Annotated in this window: 1 protein-coding gene; it reads left to right on the top strand. The window is 32.0% G+C overall.

Going from position 1 to position 669, the window contains the following annotated elements; all coding sequences use genetic code 11:
- The first annotated feature begins 121 nt into the window (after positions 1 to 121).
- The gene (locus AC1DUA_RS39860; protein WP_477504908.1) at positions 122 to 559 is read left to right on the top strand and encodes an SLATT domain-containing protein; all 438 of its coding nucleotides are present in this window, start codon (positions 122 to 124) and stop codon (positions 557 to 559) included.
- The last annotated feature ends 110 nt before the right edge of the window (positions 560 to 669 follow it).

The raw sequence follows: 669 nt of genomic DNA, 5'->3' as shown, positions 1-669 counted from the left end.
GAACGTTAGAATTGAACTCCCAGAATATTTTGGTCAAATAACATTTACTTAAAATCAACAGCTTGTTCCTTTAGGAATATGCTGTTATCTTTGACTTAAAAAAAACATTTAGGGGACTACAATGGAGAAAGTAAAGTACTTACTACAACTTATACAACAGAATCTCGAAACATCTGCTATTTCTGCTGGAAAGGAGAGATTAAAGTCCAGAATTTTTCACTTTTCTATTCTTATTGCTTCGTCTGTAATCACAGTCACACTAGGTATAAAGAATTTTACAATGGGACCGACAATAGCATTGATATTAAGTGGTATTGTTACGGTTCTAACTGGATTTGAATCTTATTTTCAATCAAGGAAACGAAGAGATATTCTTTACAGCGTAACCAATGAATTAGGATTTTTAACTGAAGAGATTAATTATTATTTATCTGGAAGAAATGCCGATGAGATAAGCGATGTTGATATTGATCGTTTTTTTGCTGAATATAAAAACATAATGAAAAATAGCGATGATCAGTTAAAAACAATAAACAAAGATAAACAAAAGCAACTGTAAAGTGAAAGAGGTGCTTTTCTTGTCCTGAAAAGCAGTTGTGCAGAAGTTCTTGGAACGAGCAAAGGAAAAAATTGAAGAAGCAAAAATGAGCAGCCTATTTCTATTGGAGT

Source organism: Paenibacillus sp. 01T422, from assembly GCF_056398785.1.
The sequence above is the reverse complement of the archived record's forward strand: the minus strand, read 5'-3'. Positions and strand labels throughout refer to the sequence as shown.

Excerpts from the sequence above, each read along its gene's own strand:
- AC1DUA_RS39860 (WP_477504908.1), top strand. The coding sequence starts at position 122 with ATGGAGAAAGTAAAGTACTTACTACAACTTATACAACAGAATCTCGAA.